At 44.1% G+C, this 19,311-nt stretch carries 18 protein-coding genes; 17 read left to right on the forward strand and 1 reads right to left on the reverse strand.

The window, feature by feature from the left end; all coding sequences use genetic code 11:
• Positions 1–293: 293 nt before the first annotated feature.
• The 11 genes from T546_RS0110810 to T546_RS0110860 all read left to right on the forward strand — a co-directional run bounded on the left by T546_RS0110810 (position 294) and on the right by T546_RS0110860 (position 13,255).
• The gene (locus T546_RS0110810; RefSeq protein WP_026891626.1) at positions 294–1,466 is read left to right on the forward strand and encodes an NAD(P)-dependent malic enzyme; all 1,173 of its coding nucleotides are present in this window, start codon (positions 294–296) and stop codon (positions 1,464–1,466) included.
• Positions 1,467–1,513: 47 nt separating this feature from the next.
• Positions 1,514–2,503, forward strand: a complete 990-nt coding sequence (locus T546_RS0110815) for a 2-keto-3-deoxygluconate permease (protein ID WP_330371913.1) — start codon at positions 1,514–1,516, stop codon at positions 2,501–2,503.
• Positions 2,504–2,684: 181 nt separating this feature from the next.
• Entirely contained in the window at positions 2,685–4,313 is a 1,629-nt protein-coding gene (locus T546_RS0110820) for an ATP-binding protein (RefSeq protein WP_051629758.1), read from the forward strand.
• A complete protein-coding gene (locus T546_RS0110825; RefSeq protein WP_026891629.1) occupies positions 4,285–4,959 on the forward strand; it encodes a response regulator in 675 nt (224 codons plus the stop codon). The genes T546_RS0110820 and T546_RS0110825 overlap by 29 nt, the downstream gene beginning before the upstream one ends.
• A gap of 35 nt (positions 4,960–4,994) precedes the next feature.
• On the forward strand, positions 4,995–5,792 hold the full coding sequence (locus T546_RS0110830; RefSeq protein ID WP_026891630.1) for an aminoglycoside phosphotransferase family protein: 798 nt from the start codon (positions 4,995–4,997) through the stop codon (positions 5,790–5,792).
• Between the two features lie 437 nt (positions 5,793–6,229).
• Positions 6,230–7,588, forward strand: a complete 1,359-nt coding sequence (locus tag T546_RS0110835) for an aldehyde dehydrogenase family protein (RefSeq protein WP_026891631.1) — start codon at positions 6,230–6,232, stop codon at positions 7,586–7,588.
• Positions 7,589–7,600: 12 nt separating this feature from the next.
• Complete coding sequence (locus tag T546_RS0110840; protein WP_026891632.1) at positions 7,601–8,716, forward strand: 4-hydroxybutyrate dehydrogenase; 1,116 nt, start codon at positions 7,601–7,603, stop codon at positions 8,714–8,716.
• A gap of 69 nt (positions 8,717–8,785) precedes the next feature.
• Complete coding sequence (locus tag T546_RS0110845; protein WP_026891633.1) at positions 8,786–10,234, forward strand: 4-hydroxyphenylacetate 3-hydroxylase family protein; 1,449 nt, start codon at positions 8,786–8,788, stop codon at positions 10,232–10,234.
• Between the two features lie 41 nt (positions 10,235–10,275).
• Positions 10,276–11,592 (forward strand): acetyl-CoA hydrolase/transferase family protein, encoded by a 1,317-nt coding sequence (locus T546_RS0110850; protein WP_026891634.1) that lies wholly within the window; start codon positions 10,276–10,278, stop codon positions 11,590–11,592.
• 4 nt (positions 11,593–11,596) lie between these two features.
• Positions 11,597–12,910 (forward strand): acetyl-CoA hydrolase/transferase family protein, encoded by a 1,314-nt coding sequence (locus T546_RS0110855; protein WP_026891635.1) that lies wholly within the window; start codon positions 11,597–11,599, stop codon positions 12,908–12,910.
• 21 nt (positions 12,911–12,931) lie between these two features.
• The gene (locus T546_RS0110860; protein ID WP_242842221.1) at positions 12,932–13,255 is read left to right on the forward strand and encodes a hypothetical protein; all 324 of its coding nucleotides are present in this window, start codon (positions 12,932–12,934) and stop codon (positions 13,253–13,255) included.
• A gap of 70 nt (positions 13,256–13,325) precedes the next feature.
• On the opposite strand, the gene T546_RS0110865 is transcribed toward T546_RS0110860, so the two are convergent.
• On the reverse strand, positions 13,326–13,613 hold the full coding sequence (locus T546_RS0110865) for a NifU family protein (RefSeq protein ID WP_026891636.1): 288 nt from the start codon (positions 13,611–13,613) through the stop codon (positions 13,326–13,328).
• Positions 13,614–13,647: 34 nt separating this feature from the next.
• Between T546_RS0110865 and T546_RS0110870 the strand changes: the two genes are divergently transcribed.
• From T546_RS0110870 to T546_RS0110895, 6 genes are read left to right on the forward strand one after another with little or no spacing between them, the layout of a single operon-like run.
• Complete coding sequence (locus T546_RS0110870) at positions 13,648–14,595, forward strand: LysR family transcriptional regulator (protein ID WP_084326344.1); 948 nt, start codon at positions 13,648–13,650, stop codon at positions 14,593–14,595.
• Positions 14,596–14,615: 20 nt separating this feature from the next.
• Entirely contained in the window at positions 14,616–15,341 is a 726-nt protein-coding gene (locus tag T546_RS0110875) for a MaoC family dehydratase (protein ID WP_026891638.1), read from the forward strand.
• A gap of 6 nt (positions 15,342–15,347) precedes the next feature.
• The gene (locus tag T546_RS0110880) at positions 15,348–15,584 is read left to right on the forward strand and encodes an acyl carrier protein (protein ID WP_026891639.1); all 237 of its coding nucleotides are present in this window, start codon (positions 15,348–15,350) and stop codon (positions 15,582–15,584) included.
• 19 nt (positions 15,585–15,603) lie between these two features.
• Entirely contained in the window at positions 15,604–16,680 is a 1,077-nt protein-coding gene (locus tag T546_RS0110885) for a LuxE/PaaK family acyltransferase (protein ID WP_026891640.1), read from the forward strand.
• The gene (locus tag T546_RS23370) at positions 16,670–17,887 is read left to right on the forward strand and encodes an acyl-CoA reductase (RefSeq protein ID WP_034598889.1); all 1,218 of its coding nucleotides are present in this window, start codon (positions 16,670–16,672) and stop codon (positions 17,885–17,887) included. The genes T546_RS0110885 and T546_RS23370 overlap by 11 nt, the downstream gene beginning before the upstream one ends.
• Positions 17,874–19,289, forward strand: a complete 1,416-nt coding sequence (locus T546_RS0110895; protein WP_051629760.1) for an AMP-binding protein — start codon at positions 17,874–17,876, stop codon at positions 19,287–19,289. Before T546_RS23370 ends, T546_RS0110895 begins: the two co-directional genes overlap by 14 nt.
• Positions 19,290–19,311 lie beyond the last annotated feature (22 nt).

Below are 19,311 nucleotides of genomic sequence, written 5' to 3' on the forward strand. Positions count from 1 at the left end.
TCTGCGGCCTTTTTCTATCCCCATAGTAAGTGTCAAAACGTGGCGATGAAGTGCGTATCTTGTAGATTCCTGGATTTGGCTCATTTCTGTGGAGGTATAAGAACAAGGACTTTAATTGGTTAAAGTAGATAAAAAAACAATAAAAAGCGTTTAATATTTCACAAAATATACAATATGAACTTAAATGTTTCTTTATGGCCTTAATATTTCCATCATCAAAAGTTTATGTTATCCTCGATTTGTAGCAAAAACAACAAAAGATAGAATCGAGTTGAAAGGGAAGGGGATTTATTATGAATTATTTTGAGGAGAGTTTAAAGTTACATGAACGTCATGCAGGAAAGATGGAAATCAGTTCAAAGGTTCAGGTAGTCACAAGAGATGATTTAAGCCTGGCTTACACACCTGGTGTTGCAGAGCCTTGCAGGAAGATCCATGAAAATGAAGACGATGTTTATAAATATACTTCAAAAGGTAACATGGTGGCAGTGGTCACAGACGGAACTGCAGTTTTAGGACTTGGAGATATCGGACCAAAAGCAGGTCTTCCTGTTATGGAAGGAAAGTCCATACTGTTTAAGGAATTTGCAGGCGTTAACGCATTTCCAATTTGTCTCGATACCAAGGAACCGGATGAAATTGTAACAGCCGTAAAAATGATTGCCCCAGGCTTTGGCGGCATCAACCTTGAAGACATTTCCGCACCAAGATGCTTTGAGGTCGAAGAGAAGTTAAAGAAGGAGCTTGATATTCCTGTATTCCACGACGACCAGCATGGTACCGCTATCGTAGTTCTGGCTGGAGTTATCAATGCCTTAAAGGTTGTAGGTAAGGATATAAAAGATGTTAAAGTAGTGGTAAATGGTGCAGGAGCCGCTGGTACCGCCATCTCAAAGCTTTTACTTGTATGTGGAGTTTCCAATTTAATTGTTTGTGATAAAGTTGGAATCTTATACGAAGGAATTGAAGACGTTGATTATGCAAAACAGGATCTTGCAAAAATCACAAACCCAGATCATTTAAAAGGAGATTTAAGTCTTGCATTAAAGGGCGCTGATGTATTTATCGGTGTATCGGCTCCTGGTATTGTGAGCAAGGAAATGGTTAGTTCCATGAACAAGGATTCCATTCTCTTTGCCATGGCAAACCCAACTCCAGAGATCATGCCTGATCTTGCCAAAGAAGCAGGAGCAAAGGTTATGGGAACCGGACGTTCTGATTTCCCAAATCAGGTAAATAACGTTCTTGCTTTCCCTGGAATCTTTAAGGGTGCCTTAGAAGTAAGAGCCAAGGAAATCAACGAGGAAATGAAGCTGGCGGCAGCATATGCCATCGCTTCCATGATTCCGGATGGGGAACTGAATGATGAAAATGTTCTTCCCAATGCACTGGATAAAAGCGTATCTGAAAATGTGGCAGAAGCCGTGAAGAAAGCAGCCAGAGAGACTGGTGCAGCCAGAATATAGATGACCATGACTGGAATGTAAGCTTGTATGAAAAATAGGAGGATTGAATGATGCAGATTCCAATAAAAAAGACCCTCGATAAAATTCCGGGCGGTATGATGGTAGTTCCTTTATTCTTAGGCGTTATCGTAAACACGTTTTTCCCACAGTTCTTAGAGTTGGGAGGATTTACAACAGCCCTGTTCAGTAAATCCGCTTCACAGCCCATTTTGGCTTGTTTTATGTTTTTAATCGGTTCCCAGATCCATTTTAAACTGGCACCTAAGGCAATTAAAAAAGGTGCAATCCTGATTACAGGTAAGTTTATTGTAGGAGCAGGAATTGGTATTCTTGTTGGTAAGATATTTGGTCCGGCGGGTGTGCTTGGTCTTTCTCCCTTAGCAGTTTTATCCGCACTGACTAATTGTAACGGCGGCCTCTATGCTTCCCTGGCATCCCAGTATGGAGATGAAACAGATGTAGGAGCCTACGCCATCCTTTCCATTAAGGACGGTCCCTTCTTTACTCTGATTGCTCTTGGAGCCTCTGGTCTTGCCGTAGTTCCTGTAAAAGCGGTAGTTGCAGTTATGATTCCAATTGTAATCGGTATGATTTTAGGAAACCTGGATAAAGATATGAGAGCATTTTTAGGAAGCAGCAAGCTTTTACTCATTCCATTCTTTTCCTTCCCACTGGGTGCTGGAATGAATCTGGAGACTATTATAAAGGCTGGCGGCCCTGGTATTATCCTTGGTCTTGTGGCTTCCTTTACAGGAATCGGCGCTTACATTCTGTTAAAGCTGTTTAGGGAAGAGCCGATCATTGGTCTGGCGACTGGCTCCACGGCTGGTAATGCGGTGGCAACACCTGAGGCAGTGGCAATGGCAGATCCTTCTCTTGCAGTCGTAGCGGCAGCAGCAACGGCTCAGGTAGCAGCAGCCTGTGTTGTATCAGCCATTACCTGTCCCTTCATTGTATCCTTTGTATTTAAAAAGCTTAGGGATAGGCAGATGAAAGCGACCCAAAGCAGCGGTGTGGGCGGTGAATTAGCCAAATAAACGGGTTAAACGCGTTAACATAGTGAGATACTCCCATGGAGGCAGACGATGATATTTTAAAATCTGCTTCCAACGGGAGTGTCTTTTGTGCGTGTTTGCCGGATCAATTGTAGTCTGTTTTAAATCATTGTGGCGCAGTAGATAATTTGGTACAATAGGGGAAGAAAGGAATTACGGGGCGATGGATAGAAAAAAACCAATGAAGCTGCAGACAATGATGATTTTTCTGGTCATTGCAGTTGTATTTGTTTCAATCACTATAATAATTTCATTTGTTGCTTCCTGGATGACCAGGAACATTGAAAAAGAAGCAAGGACCAATGTAATGAATGTGGCAGAGCTGGTCGCACATTCCAATGAAGTGGTGGATGCCCTGGAGAAAAAGGATACAAAGGTCATCTCCGCGTATGTTGATATGCAGCTTAAAAATCTGGAGCTGGTGGATTATATCACTGTGGCAGATAACAAGGGCGTCCGGTATTCCCATCCCAATCCTCAGATGATTGGAAAAACCTTTGAAGGCGGAGATGAAGACCGGGTGGTACGCCTTGGGGAAACCTACGTCTCTCAGGCAACGGGAACCTTAGGAAAATCTCTTCGCGCCTTTGCCCCGGTTTATGATAAGAATCATCAGGAGATTGGGTTTGTCTCTGTCGGTACCCTGATTGAGCGTATTGAAGAGGCAAAGCATCTGGCTGTTTTTTATATTATTTTAATTGGTTTCGGCGGTTTGTGCGCTGGAAGTGTGGGTGCCTTTCTACTGGCAAATCACATTAAAAAGATTCTCCTTGGTCTGGAACCGGATGAGATTTCAAAGCTTTATCATGAGAAAATCGGAATTTTAGATGCCATACATGAAGGTCTGGTTGCCATTGACCAGAAAGGACGTATTACTCTCATGAACGATTCTGCCCTGCAGATTCTTGGGTTTGATAAGGATGAGATGAAGAACCAGGTCATAGGACGGGATGTGGAAGAGGTGGTTCCCAATACCCGTATGATGAATATTTTAAGCACTAAGCAGGCGGAATTTGATGATGAGCAGAAGTTACAGGATACGGTGATACTAACCAATCGAATACCTATCATGAACAAAGGGCAGGTGATTGGAGTAATTGCCAGCTTCCGTGACAAGACCGAAGTAAGAAAGATGGCAGAAGAGCTGACCGGAGTAAAAAAACTGGCATGGTCCCTGCGGGCACAGAACCATGAATTCATGAATAAGCTTCATACCATTGCAGGTCTGATTCAGCTGGAGGAATATGAAGAGGCGCTGCAATTTATCTCTGATGTGGCCAGAATCAGAACTGAGGTCAGCCATATATTGACAAACCAGATTAAGGATTCTTCCATATCAGCCCTTTTGTTAGCGAAGTATAACAAGGCGGAGGAATGCAGAATTAAGCTGGCCATAGATGAAGGCTCCAGGCTAAATAAGCTGCCGGAGGGCGTAAATGCTCAGGATCTTGGTTCGGTCATTGGGAATCTGATCGAAAATTCCCTGGACGAGGTGAAAAATGACGGAACAGGCAGAATCGATATCCGCATTGTGGAGGAAACACAGTTTCTGACCATTCAGGTAAAGGATAACGGAGGGGGAATCCCGCCGGAGCTTCAGGAAAAGATATTTGAGCAGGGCTTTTCTACCAAGGAGGGTCAGAGAGGGTGCGGATTATCCATTGTAAAGAAGATTATAGAGGAATGTGGGGGAGCAATTTGTCTGACTTCAGAAGAAGGGGTACAATGGGACATTGCTATTCCAATGGAGAGGAGGGGAGAACTTGATTGGAGTCATGATTGTGGAAGATGATCCGATGGTAATGGAAATAAACTCCAAGTTCTTAAAAAGAGTGGAGGGATTTTCCTTATACAAAGGAGTATCCAATTTGGAAGAGGCAAAAAAGGTGATGGTGTCAAAAAAGCCGGATTTGATTCTTCTTGATGTTTATCTTCCCAATGAAAATGGAATGGATTTTCTAAAATGGATCCGTAGTCAGGGCTTAGATGCGGATATCATTTTAATAACAGCGGATAAATCCATTGAGCGGATTCAACAGGCATTTCGCTATGGGGTGGTGGATTATCTGATTAAGCCTTTTCGGTTTGAACGCTTTAAAGAGGCTCTTTTGCAGTATAAAGACAGATTTGACAGCTTTAAAAACAGTGAGGTCATCGAGCAAAAGGATTTGGACCGGTACTTATCCGGTCAGATTGCGACCCAGAATGAGGAGGATTTCACCAAAGGCTTTAATAAGTATACGTACCACGCCATTTGGGAAAAGATTGAGGAGGGCGGAGAAGAATATTATACGGCAGAAAAACTGGCTGAGATGCTTCAGATTGCCAGAGTTACTGTGAGAAGATATTTAGAGCTGATGGAAAAGGAAGAAAAGATATATAAATTAGTGGAGTACGGAAAGGTGGGAAGGCCCCAGCATAAATACCGGAAAGCTTAAAGAATGAACCAATCAGAAGGGAGGGAAGATTTTAAGTGGATACAGTAACGGTGTTAAGTGGTGGAAATATGTCCAGGGTTTATCGGAAAGAGGGTGCGGTCTACAGGGATTTAAAGCCTCAAAGCAATACGATTCACCGGTTGCTTAAGCATCTTGAAAACAAAGGGGTTTCTTTTACACCACGTTTTCTGGGCCTTTATGGTGAGACTCAGGAGATGTTAAGCTTTATGGAGGGAAACACCTTGGACGATTATCCTGCCACTTACGATATGGAACAGAAATGTTTGACAGTCCGATCTGCTGCTGAGTTATTGAGGCAATATCATGATGCAACTCTTGATTTTAAAAGACTTCCAGATGATGTCTGGTTTTTGCAGTATGATGGTCCACTGGAGCAGGAGGTTATATGTCATAACGATTTTGCACCTTATAACGTTACCTTTCATGAACAAAAAACCATCGGCATCATTGATTTTGATACGGCTTGCCCAGGTCCGAGAATATGGGATGTGGCCTATGCTGCGTATCGCTTTGTACCTTTAGGGATAGAAGTCTATGATCCACAGAATAAGGAATACCAGGAATACAATAAGGAAAAGGACGCAAGGGAACGGAGAATCTTGCTTCATGAATTCTTAAGCGCTTACGGAATGGAGCATACCTCGGAATTGCTTCATCAGGTCATATTGCGCCTGGAGGCATTGGTAGCTCTTTTTGACCGGGAATGTAAGAAAGGGAATGCAGTATTTTTAAAAATGAAAGAAGAAGGGCATCAGGACTTTTATAGGAATGAAATCGTATTTATAAAAGAATCTATGGCTGATTGGATCTAAGAATTCCGATCCCAGCTCATTATATTTCACAAAGATACATCCAGGCAGTTGTGAGGGATTAATTCCCTCCCACTGCCTGGATTTTTTAGCGTTAATTATTTGACAATACCTCCTATGGTAAGGATATCAGCGCTCATCATAAAAGGAAAAACCTGGGTTTATCTTGTCAAAAACAGAAGAAATCAATTTAGATAACGAGATAAATATTTGTTTAAAACGTCAAATGAAATAAATAAATGTGGACAAATAATGGTAATAATTTAACTGATTGTGTGATAGAATTATAAAATGTTGTTTAATCTGCATAAAAACAAGTATATAAAAATCCTATCGTTTATGATAAAAAACTAGTATTTCTAATTATTGAGAAAAAGAGTTAAACTATTATCAAGAACAATGTTAAAAAAATCACTAACAACGATTAGGAGGAAGCGAAAATGAGTCAATTTATTCAGTCATTGGTAGAACGTTCCAGAAATGCACAACAGATTCTATGCACCTATGATCAGGAAAAGACGGACGAAATCGTAAAAATGTTTGCGAAGGTTGTCTTTGACAATGCGGAGCCACTTGCAAAGCTGGCAGCGGAAGAAAGCAGAATGGGTGTTTACGAGGATAAGGTCACGAAGAACAAGGGGAAATCCAGAAATATATGGAATGCCTTAAAGGGTAAGAAGTCCATTGGCATCATTGGAAGAGATGAGGAGGCAGGGCTCATTGAAGTAGGAAAGCCCATGGGAGTCATTGCAGCAGCTACTCCATGTACCAATCCGGTTGTTACCCCCATGTGCAATGCCATGTTCGCAGTAAAATGTCAGAACTCCATTATCATTGCACCTCATCCAAGAGGTAAAAAATGTGCCATGGCTCTGGCAGAACTATATTACAAAGAATTAGACCGCATGGGAGTTCCCAGAGACATTTTCCTGGTGATTGAAGCTCCAACCGTGGAGCTGACCACAGAACTGATGTCAGCTTGCGATGCTGTGATTGCAACCGGCGGTATGGGCGTTGTGAAATCAGCTTATTCCAGCGGTAAACCAAGCTATGGCGTGGGACCAGGTAACGTTCAGGGACTAGTGGATGAAGGAATTGATTATAAGGCAGCAGCGGGACGAATGATTGCAAGCCGTATCTTTGATAATGGAATCATCTGTTCCGGAACCCAGAGCATCATCGCACCGAAAAAGGATTACGATGCCATTATAAAAGAATTTGTATCTCAGGGTGCTTACTACATTGATGACCCGGCAGTCCTTGCTAATTTGGCAGAAGTGGTATTCCCAGACGGAATTATCAATAAGAATGTAGTAGGACAATCGGTCAAAACCATCGCAGACCTGGCAGGCATTACGGTACCGGAAGGCACTAAAGTTATTATCGTAAAGCCGGAAAAACATGGGGCTGGCGTGGTATGGAGCAAGGAAAAGATGTGTCCTATGATGGCTGCCTACAGCTATGAGACATGGGAAGAAGCAGTGGAGATTGCCTACGATAATCTGTTGGTAGAGGGCGAAGGCCATTCTGCAGATATTCAGTCTGATAATCAGGCCCATATCGAATATGCAGGAGTCAGACTTCCAGTCAGCCGTGTGGTTGTCAACCAGACCTGCTCCAGCATGGCAGGCGGTGCGTTTGCAAATGCCTTAAATCCAACCACAACTCTTGGATGCGGAAGCTGGGGAAATAATGCGATCAGCGAAAATCTCTTCTTTACTCACTTAATGAACAAGAGCCGCATCGCATTTGTAAAGAAGCATTGGAACCAGCCGTCTGATGAAGAAATTTTTGCATAGGAGATTCCGCTTATGAAGGAAGTAATTTTAAAGTCACAGATTTCATATTACGATACCTGCGCTGAATTCGCTAAGAATTTTAATTTAGGAAGCGATGATCTGGTATTGACCAATGAATACATATATAACCCTTACTTCGGAGACATGGGATTAAAGGTGCATACCATTTTTCAGGAAGCTTACGGGAGTGGAGAGCCTACGGATATCATGGTGGATGCCATTTTAGAAGAGGCCGCAAAGACAGATTGCAAACGAATCATAGCTATCGGCGGCGGTACGGTCATAGATATCGCAAAGATTATGGCAGTATCAACAGGGGAGTCCCTGGATTCCCTGTATGAAGCCCCTGATCAGATAGAAAAGAAACGGGAACTGGTCATTCTTCCTACCACCTGTGGAACAGGGAGCGAGGTAACCAACATTTCCATCGTGAACCGGACCAGATTAGGGACAAAGGTGGGGCTGGTGTCACCCCATATGTATGCCGATGATGCAGTACTGGTACCAGAGCTTTTAAAGGGGCTGCCCTTTGGTGTGTTCGCCACCAGCTCCATCGACGCCCTGGTTCATGCGGTGGAATCCAGTTTATCACCAAAAGCCACTCCTTATACCAAGCTGTTTGGCTACAAGGCAATTGAGATGATCATAAGGGGATACCAGAAGATCAAAGCAGAAGGAAAAGAAGCCAGACTTCCCATTATGAAGGATTTCCTCATTGCAAGCAATTACGCAGGTATCGCATTTGGCTCCGCAGGCTGTGCCGCGGTTCACGCTACAAGCTATCCCCTTGGAGGAACCTATCATGTGGCTCATGGGGAGAGCAATTACGCCATGTTTACCGGTGTTTTAAAGAACTATATGGAAATACGCCAGGATGGGGAAATCGCAGTGATGAACCAGCGTCTTTCTAAGCTTCTAGGCTGCAGTGTGGATACGGTTTACGACCAGCTTGACGATCTGCTTGGAACCATACTTCCTAAAAAACCTCTTCATGAGTATGGCGTTAAGCCGGAAGACCTTGAGGTCTTTACAAAGAGCGTCATGGAGCAGCAGGGAAGACTGATGGCAAATAATTTTGTGCCCTTAGATGCACAAAGAGTTCTTAAAATATATCAGGAACTATTTTGAGCTTATTGATGGAACAGCGCTTTGCATCGCTGACAGTCAGTCTGCAAAGCAAAAAAGGAGAAGATAGTTATGGCTTTGATGACAGGGGAAGAGTATGTAGAAAGCATGCGTAAAATGAAACTCAATGTATATATGTTTGGGGAAAAGATCGAGAACCCAGTTGACGACCCGATCTTAAGACCGTCGCTGAATTCGGTAAAGGCCACTTACGACTTAGCCCAGATGCCGGAATATGAAGACCTGATGACAGTGACTCTGGAGGACGGAAGAAAGATCAACCGGTTTGCCAATATTCACAGAAGTACAGACGATCTCATGAAAAAAGTTAAAATGCAGAGGCTCTGCGGTCAGAAAACGGCTTCCTGCTTTCAGCGCTGTGTCGGTATGGACGCATTTAATGCGGAATGGTCCACCACCTATGAGATTGACAAAAAGTATGGCACCCGCTACCACGAGAACTTTAAAGAGTATTTACGAAAGGTTCAGGATGAAGATCTGACCGTTGACGGGGCCATGACGGACCCCAAAGGGGACAGGGGGCTTGCGCCTCATGAACAGCCGGACCTTGATATGTATTTGAGAGTGGTAGAGCGCAGAGAAGACGGTATTGTGGTAAGAGGGGCAAAAGCTCATCAGACTGGTATCATTAACTCTCAGGAAGTGATCGTCATGCCTACGGTTGCCATGGGACCTGATGATAAGGATTATGCGGTATCCTTTGCAGTTCCAACGGATGCAGATGGTATTGTCATGATCATCGGAAGACAGTCCTGTGATACCAGAAAGCTGGAGGGAAGCCAGATTGACGTTGGAAACAGCCAGTTTGGCGGTGTGGAAGCTCTGGTGGTATTTGATGATGTATTTGTACCAAATGACCGGATTTTCATGGATGGGGAATATGAATTTGCAGGAGTTCTGGTGGAACGGTTTGCCGGGTATCACAGACAGTCCTACGGTGGATGCAAGGTAGGAGTTGGCGATGTTCTAATCGGTGCTACAGCTTTGGCAGCAGATTATAACGGAGTGCCAAAAGCATCTCATATTAAAGATAAGCTGATTGAAATGACCCATTTAAACGAGACCCTGTATTGCTGCGGCATCGCCTGTTCAGCAGAAGGTACGCCTACGGAATCCGGAAATTATATTATTGACCTTCTTCTTGCCAATGTCTGCAAGCAGAACGTGACCAGATATCCCTATGAGATTGCCCGTCTGGCAGAGGATATTGCAGGCGGCCTTATGGTAACAGCTCCATCTGAAAAGGATTTAAAGGATCCGGTCGTGGGCGGTTACGTGGATAAATACTTAAAAGGAGTAGAGGGAGTCTCTACAGAAAACCGGTTAAGAATTCTTCGTCTCATTGAAAATATCACCTTAGGAACTGCGGCAGTTGGATACAGGACCGAATCTCTTCACGGTGCTGGCTCTCCTCAGGCACAGAGAATCATGATTTCCCGCCAGAGCAATATGGGCAGGAAGAAAGAGCTTGCAAAGGCAATCGCCAATATTAAAGAATAAGCTCTTCTATCAAATTAATATGCCAGGGAGGTCATATAGGTATGGACTGGAAAGAGATATATTTATCAAGACTGAAAACCATGGAAGAGGCTGTTCAGCTCATCAAATCCGGTGACCGGGTAGTCATCGGCCACGCAGTGGGAGAACCCATGAAGCTGGTGGATACCATGGTGGATTATGCCGCAAAGGCGGATTTAAAAGACATTGAGATATTCCAGCAGGTGGATATGGGCCATTCCCTCTATGCACAGCCTGGAATGGAAAAACATTTCAGGGAGAACAGCCTGTTTTTGGGAGCAAAAACAAGGGATTGCGTCAACAGCGGTCGGGGGGACTTTACCCCATGTTATTTTTACCAGACTCCTTATTTCTTTAAGCAGGTAAAAAGGCCCAATGTGGTTTTAGTGACCTTATCTCTGCCCGATGAACACGGCTATTGCAGCTTTGGAGTATCCTGCGATTATACAAAGCCGGCAGCTGAGGCAGAGGGGGCAAAGGTAATTGCTGTGGTAAATCCCAATATGCCAAGGACTCTTGGAGACAGCTTTATCCATGTAAATGATATTGATGTCATCGTAGAGGATGATACCCCTATTCCGGAGCTGGGGCTTCCCCACATCGGAGATGTGGAAATGGCCATTGGGGAGCATATCGCATCTCTGGTCAATGACGGAGACTGTCTCCAGCTTGGAATCGGGGCCATTCCCGATGCCGTACTGAAATTCCTTGGTAATAAAAAGAATCTGGGCATTCATTCAGAGATGATCTCTGACGGGGTGGTAGATCTTTACGAGCAGGGGATTATAAATTGCAGCGCAAAGAATTTTAATCGGGATAAGATGGTGGTATCATTTCTTATGGGGACCAGGAAGCTTTATGATTTTGCAGATGATAATCCAGGCCTTTTCATGGCTCCTGTGGACTATGTCAATCACCCGGCCATCATTGGAAGAAACGACAATCTGGTTTCCATTAACTCTTCCATAGAAGTCAATCTTATGGGAGAGGCCTGCTCCGAGGCCATGGGCCTAAAGCAGTTTTCCGGAATCGGCGGGCAGGTGGATTTCATTCGAGGTGCTTCTTTTTCCAGAGGAGGAAGATCCATCCTTGCATTTCCTTCCACAGCGAAAAAGGGAACCATATCAAAGATTGTGCCTTATCTGACCCAGGGAGCTACGGTTACGACTACGAGAAATGATGTGGATTACATTGTAACTGAACATGGGATTGCAAAAATGAAGGGAAATACGTTAAGAGAAAGAGCACGTCAGCTGATCGGGATAGCAGCGCCTCAGTTCAAGGAGGAATTGGCGGAGGAATTCCAAAGACGTTTTGCCGAAAAATATCAGGAGGTGTAACTTCGTGGACTGGAAAAAAATCTATGCTTCAAAGTTAAAATCCCCTCAGGAGGCTGTAAAAATCATTCGCTCAGGGGATACGGTATTAATCGGTCATGCGGCATCAGAACCGGATCTTTTACTGAGTGCCATGGTTGACTATGTAGTAGATCAGGATTTAAAGAGTATCCATATTGTGCAGCAGCATGATATGGGAGCATGCAGGTTTTTTGAGCCTGGTATGGAAAAGCATTTCCGGTATACGTCACTGTTTATCGGAGCCAGAAGCAGAAGCTATATTGCGGAAGGAAAGGGAGATTTTACCCCATGCTTTTTCAACCGGATTCCAAACTACGTAACCCAGACCGATTGTGCAGATGTATTTTTAGTAACTCTTTCACCACCGGATGAACACGGTTATTGCAGCTATGGCCTTTCCTGTGATTTTGCTAAGGAAGTGGGGGAACAAAAGAACACAAAGGTCATTGCAGCGGTGAATCCCAATATGCCAAGGGTCATGGGAGATAATTTCATTCATGTGAGCAATCTGGAAGCAATCGTTGAGAGCAATGAGCCCATTCATGAACATGGCCGCCCATTCATCGGAGAGGTGGAGGAAAAGATTGGGGAAAACATTGCAGGACTTGTCCGGGATGGGGATTGTCTCCAGCTGGGGATTGGAGCAATTCCCGACGCGGTCTTAAAATTCCTGGGAGATAAAAGAGATCTTGGCATTCATTCCGAGATGATCTCCGATGGAATCATTGACCTTTACGAAAAAGGAGCCATTACCGGGAAAAAGAAGAACATTGACCGGGAGAAGATGGTGGTCACCTTTATGATGGGAACCAGAACCCTTTACGATTTCGTCCACGACAATCCAGCCATCTGCATGATGCCAGTCAGCTATGTAAATGATCCATTTGTCATCAGCCAGAATGATAATGTGGTATCCATTAATTCAGCATTGCAGATTGATCTCATGGGTCAGGTGTGTGCGGAAGCCATTGGCTTAAAGCAGTATTCAGCCGTAGGCGGTCAGATGGACTTTGTAAGAGGAGCTTCTGCATCAAAGGGAGGCCGGTCCATCATTGCCTTTGGCTCTACGACAAAGGGAGGAACCATTTCTAAAATCGTTCCATTCCTTACCGAGGGGGCTGCGGTTACAACCAGCAGAAATGATGTGGATTACATTGTAACAGAAAATGGAGTCGCTCGTTTGAAAGGAAAATGTTTAAGGGACCGGGCAAAGGAACTCATAAAGATTGCCGCTCCTGCATTCCGGGATGAGTTATCCATAGAATTTGAGAAGCGTTTTGGAGAAGTGTTATTAGTTTAATGGGGATTGAGGAGGGGATTTATGAATATTGTCATGATTTCTAATTTGCTGGAAACCCTTATGATCGTATGCTTTGGCTTGTCTTGGCCATTTTCCATACATAAATCTTATGTTTCCAGAACGGCAAAAGGAAAGAGTCTTTCCTTTGAATTTTTCATCTGGCTGGGTTACATATTCGGGATTGTAAGAAAATTTCTGCTGTACAATGCGGACCCTACCGGGAATGACTGGCTGTTTTTCTTATCCTGGTTCTTCTACTTTTTGAATTTTGTTGAAATTACTTTCGATATGTATCTTTACAAGAGAAACGTAAGATTAGATAAAGAGAGAGAACTGGAGAAGTGAAAAATACCATGTTACGGCCCGGATAGGATTCCGGGCCAGGATAACATGGCAATTTTAGTATCTTTTTGTATTAAAGCTGATGGTTCAGTATTTTATGTGCCATTGTAAGCAGTTCGGGATTGGTTTCTTCTACTAAAATGATATCCTTTATGGTAGGAAATGCCTGGCTGATCTCAAAAGAAATCAATTCCTCATTGGTACTGTGAGCGGCAGGACACCCGGAACATTTCCCGGTGAGCCGGACCCTTAAAACATCGTTTTCAAGGCTTAAAACAATAACATTGCCGCCGTGGGCCGCTAAAGAGGGCCGCACCTTTGCATCAAGAACAGATTCAATTTGTTTCAGTGTGATATCCATAGATAACCTCCTTTGCATAGTAGTCTATCAATGCATGGCCGGTTTGTCAATTGGGGTAACGATATCAATATCTTATGAAAGAAGTGATGGTATGACTGCCAATTTTGAACACTATAAAGTTTTTTACTATGTAGCAAAATATAAGAATTTTACCAGAGCGGCTAATGCCTTGGTCACAAGCCAGCCATCCGTTACATACTGCATGCAGAACCTAGAAAGCATGCTGGGGTGCAAACTGTTTATACGGTCCAGAAAAGGCGTGACACTTACGGCAGAAGGAGAATTGCTCTACAGCTTTGTGGCTCCGGCCTGCAAGCAGCTGATGCAGGGAGAAGAAAAGCTTCGGGAACTGATGGGGGAGCAGCATGATCATATCAATGTAGGGGCCACCCAGATGTCCATGCGTTCCTATCTGGTAGAGAAGCTTAAGATATTCCAGGAACAGTATCCTCAGGTGAAGTTAAATATCTTCAACTATAATACGGAGCAGACCTTAAGTGAATTAAAGGCTGGAAAGATAGACCTGGCAATTATCACAACGCCCATTGACAATGAACAGCGGTTAAAGGTGGTTGATGTGAAGCCCTTTAAGAGCATTTTAGTAGGGGGAGACAGATATCAGGAATATGGAGAGAGAAAGATGTTTCTCTCAGAAGTGGTGAAGCTTCCTCTCATCACCATGTGCAGTACCTCTACCACCTTTGGCTTTCTTCAGGAATTTTACCGCTCCTGCGGCCTCACCATGCAGCCTGCCATTGAGGTAGCTACCATGGACTTAATCATACCGGTGATCAGAAAGAATCTTGGCATCGGTTTTGTGCCGGAGGAATTTGCAATTCCCTTCCTGGAGAGAAAGGAAATCATGGAAATCAAGCTTCATGAACAGATTCCTGAGCGTAAAATCTGCATTGTCAGTGACGAGAACAGGCCTCTTAGCACAGCAGCCAGGGAATTACAGAACATGCTGGAGTGTCAGAAGTAACCGGTTGTCTGGAGGACTTCATGATTATTGGAATTAAGTATTGCGGAGGCTGTAATCCATTTTATAACAGGGCAAGGCGGGTGGAGAAATTCAGAAAAGATAACCCGGAGCAAGAATATGTGAATTCTGCTGAGGATATTGTCTGTGATTTTTGGATGGTAGTCTGCGGATGCAGCCGAAGATGTGCGGATATAAAAAATCTGAACGCCCGTAAGAAAGTAATTCTGTTATGGGATGAAGAAAGCTTTCAAATGCTTCAGGGGGAGCTGCGGGCATCTGAGAAAGAGGAACCCCAAAAAGCCCGGGAAAAAAGAATTCTTTCTCTTTATGAAGAGGCATCCATGAAACGAACCATAACCAGGGAGGATGCAGAATGCTTTGCCCGATTGACTGGAGATGAAAGCAGGCTACATCTGGAGGAGCAGACAGCAGTAAAGGCTGGTTTTGAAGGACCTCTGGTACACGGAATGCTATTGGATTCTCTGGTCTCAGCCCTTATGGGAACCAGACTTCCAGGTAGCGGTACCGTGTATGTGGAGCACAATACCAGGTTCATTCGCCCTGTTTACTGGGGAGATACTGTGGAAATCACCGTCAGGTTCGTTTCCTTTGAGGAAGAGGAGGACCATTATATGGGACTTTTTTACGGAACCTGCAAAAATCAGCATGGGCAGAGGATTCTTTCGGTGAGCAGCAGACAGAGGATGATGAAAACCCTATTTGTGGTGGCAGGAGAAAAGGAGTGAGGCAGTATGACAAATCTGGAGACATATAACCGGCTGTTTATCCGGGATTTAAGGGTAAAGGAAGAGGACCTTTCCGGTCTTAAATACAGAGGCACCCGTTCCTGGGATTCTCTGGGGCATATGGACTTAGTGGCAGACCTTGAGGAGGCGTTTGATATTCATATCACTACATCGGACGTTATGAACATTTCCTCCTATGAAAAGGGAAAGGAAGTCCTGTTAAAATATGGGGTCGTAATCTAGGGGAAAGGAGCAGCCATTTATGATGGATTATGAAGGCATTCTGGAGAGAGGACCGTTTTCTGTCACGCAGTCTGAAAAGCGGAAGCTTTACGGAGAATGGCTGACAGAGCTGACAGAGCATCACAGACAGAACTGCGACCCATACGATCAGCTGCTGACAAACCTTAAGATTCCGCGCCTTAAAAATATGGAAGAGGAAGAAATCCCCATGGTTCCAGTAGGTCTTTTTAAGGAAATGAAATTGACCAGCATCGGGGAAGATAAGGTGTTTAAGCTCATGACCTCTTCAGGAACCAGCGGGCAGAAGGTGTCTAGAATCTATCTGGACTGGGAAACAGCAGAATACCAGCAAAGGGCACTGGCAAATATCGGAAGCGATTATTTTGGAGATTCCAGGCTGCCTTTCTTAATCATTGACAGCCATCAGGTATTAAAGGACAGAAATATGTTTTCTGCAAGAGGAGCAGGGATTCTTGGTTTTTCTATCTTTTCTTCCAGGCTCTTTTACGGGCTTGACGAAGATATGAACCTTGATTTAGATGGGGTAGAGAAATTTCTGGAGCGATATCAGGGGAAAAAGGTCCTGATCTTTGGTTTTACCTATATCATCTGGACCTGCCTTTATCAGGCACTGAAACAATCCGGGAGAAAGCTGGATCTTTCAGGCGGCATTTTAATTCATGGTGGCGGATTTAAAAAGTTGAGGGATCAATCCGTGTCTGATGATGAATTTAAGGAAAGGCTTTGGGAAGTCACCGGATGCAGAAGCATTCATAACTACTATGGAATGGCGGAGCAAACAGGAAGCATCTATATGGAATGCGCCCATGGGCATCTCCATGCAAGTATTTATTCTGACATCATCACCAGAAGAGCAAGGGATTTTACCCTTTGTTCTCATGGAGAAAAAGGAATCATACAGGTGCTCTCACCACTGCCTCATTCTTATCCGGGTCACTCCATACTTACGGAAGATGAGGGAATCATTCTTGGAGAAGATGACTGCCCCTGTGGCCGGATGGGAAAATATTTTAAGGTATGCGGAAGGATTCACCAGGCGGAAATAAGGGGGTGCAGTGACACCTATGAAGGCTGAGTTTACTCATCTGGCAGGAGTGGAAAGACCAAAGGCAGAGCCGGTGGTCCCATTTGATACACCCGTTCTGGATTTTCTGGAGGCACTTTCTAAGGAAATACGAAGGGATAGAGGATTATTAAGATATCCGGAAATGGCTGCCTTTGGGTTCTGGATAAGAAGAGCTCATATGGAGGAATTTAAAAAGCGGTATGAAGATGGCCGGGTACGAATCGGCAGAGGTGTGGTTTTTCATATGGCAGCTTCCAATGTCCCCTTGTTATTTGCATACAGTATGGTCATGGGTCTGCTGGCTGGAAACAGCTGCGTTATACGAATCTCAATCCGATGTCAGGAAGAGGATTTTATACTATGTGAAATCATAGACAATCTTTTGAACAAACCACCATTTGCATCTATGAGGGATCGAATTTCAGTTTTCTCCTGTGAAAGAGACCATGAAATCGTAAGAAGCTGGGCAGAGGCTTGTGATGGGCTGATGGTATGGGGCGGTGACGAAACCATATCAGTAGTTAGAAAATGGAATCTAAGGCCCGATGGAGTTTCCGTCATGTTTCCAGACCGGTATTCCATCTGTATTTTGAATCAGAAAAGCATGGCCGGAATGCAAGGCGAAGAACTAAGAAAGCTAGCACATTCCTTTGTCAACGACACATATGCTATGGATCAGAATGCCTGTTCCAGTCCTCGTTATATCATATGGAACCAGGGTGAGGAAAAAGAGAAAGAAGAGGCAGAAGCGGTACATAAAAAATGGTGGAATGCCATAGAAAAGGAAGCTGCCTCCTATGATTTAAGTCCTCATAAAGCCACAAAGAAGTATGAAGCACTATGCAGATATTCCATGACAATGGAAGGAATTATAAAAACAGAGAGGTTTGGTAATCTGGTTTATACGATTCTTCTGTCCGGGATACCAAAAGCTCCAGAAACGTACCGGGGAACCTGGGGATTGTTCTTTGAGTATCAGGGAGATTATCGAAGGGTTCTTAAGGAACTGGCAGTGAGACAGCTCCAGACGGTGACCTATTATGGGCTGGATGGAAAGGAACTCATGGATTATGTGATGGATCACCATCTTTATGGAATCCACAGAATAGTGCCTGTAGGAAATGCCATGAACCTGGACTTAATCTGGGATGGGCAGGATACAATTCGTATGTTGTCCAGGGAAATTATCCGGGAGGAAGAGCATGAATCTGTTTGAAAACGAATCATCTTATGAAAACCGTTTGCTGGCAGAAAATGATGGGGGCGGCAGAGTATCCTATCAGGATTTAAACTCCTTTTCAGAGGAATTAATCCGGCGTGTGGGAGGAAAAAAGCTGATTTTTATTCTTTGCGAAAATACCATAGGTTCCCTTCTTGGGTATCTTGGCTGTTTAAAAACAGGAGTGGTACCTCTGATGCTGGAAAAACACATCAATTCCCAGCTATTGTCCCGTTTGATGGAAGAATACTGTCCCGCATTTTTATATGTGCCGGAAGACTGCCTCGCAAAAGCAGGGGAATGTGAGATTGTCTGGAGAGTCAGGGGATACTGTTTATGTGAGAGAAATGAGTTTCATTCTCCCTCTCTTTACGGAGAGCTTGCCATTCTTCTGACCACATCGGGAAGTACGGGAAGCCCTAAGCTTGTAAGGCAGAGTAAAGACAATATTGTTGCAAATGCAGAGTCCATCTGTTCCTATTTGAATATCCAGGAGAAGGAACGGCCTGTCACCACGCTGCCCATGAATTATACCTATGGATTGTCCATAATAAACTGCCATGTAAGGAAAGGTGCTGCCATTTATCTCACCACTAAAAGTATTGTGGAACGCCCGTTTTGGGATTTTGTAAAAGAAAGGAAGGTCACATCCTTAGGCGGAGTTCCATATACGTATCAGCTCTTAAAGAGGATTGGATTTCTGGAGATGGATTTACCGGAGTTAAGAACCCTGACTCAGGCAGGAGGAAAACTTCCAACGACTCTCCATAAAGAATTCGCAGCCTACGCCAGAGAGACAGGAAAACAGTTTGTGGTCATGTATGGGCAGACAGAGGCCACTGCGAGGATGGGATACCTTCCGGCAGACCGTGCTGAGGAGCGGTGCGGCAGCATGGGAATTGCCATACCGGGAGGGAGATTCTGGCTGAGAGATGAAAAGGGAGAAGAAATCAAAGCTCCTTTCGTCCAGGGAGAGCTGGTGTATGAGGGAGATAACGTAGCACTTGGCTATGCTTCCAGCAGAGTGGATTTAAAAAAAGAAGATGAGTGGAATGGAATCCTTTATACGGGAGATATGGCTAAACGAGATACCGATGGCTTTTATTACATAACAGGAAGAAAGAAACGTTTCATCAAGCTCTTTGGAAACAGAGTAAACCTCGATGAGGTGGAGCGGCTGTTAAAGGAACATTTTGAAGGAGTTGATTTTGCTTGTCTGGGAAGGGACGACAGCCTGATTATTTATGCGGATACCAAAGGGGAAGAGAAGCTTAAGGAGATCATGGAATATCTATATGAGATCACGGGGATCAGCCCCAGAGCCGTAACCATCAGACCGGTGACTGGAATCCCCAAAAATGAATCAGGAAAAACCCTTTACAGTGAGCTGGAAATATAAAAAGCAAATAAACAGATCAAAC

This window comes from [Clostridium] aerotolerans DSM 5434 (genome assembly GCF_000687555.1).
GTDB classification, from domain to species: domain Bacteria; phylum Bacillota; class Clostridia; order Lachnospirales; family Lachnospiraceae; genus Lacrimispora; species Lacrimispora aerotolerans.